General features: G+C 68.2%; 1 pseudogene. It reads left to right on the forward strand.

The window, feature by feature from the left end:
• Positions 1-233: pseudogene (locus HA630_RS01315) on the forward strand (type I glyceraldehyde-3-phosphate dehydrogenase); the annotation flags it as partial.

The raw sequence follows: 233 nt of genomic DNA on the forward strand, positions 1-233 counted from the left end.
ACCGGCATGAGCCTGCGCGTGCCCACCTCCGACGTCTCGGTGGTGGACCTGACGGTCGAGCTCGAGCGCGAGGCCAGCTACGCCGAGATCTGCGCCCACATGAAGGCCATGAGCGAGACGCCGGTGAGCGCAGGCGGCTTGCAGGGCGTGCTGGGTTACACCACCGACAAGGTGGTGTCCACCGACTTCCGCGGCGAGCACTGCACCAGCGTGTTCGATGCCGAGGCCGGGAT

The sequence above is a fragment of the Aquabacterium sp. A08 genome (assembly GCF_011742065.1).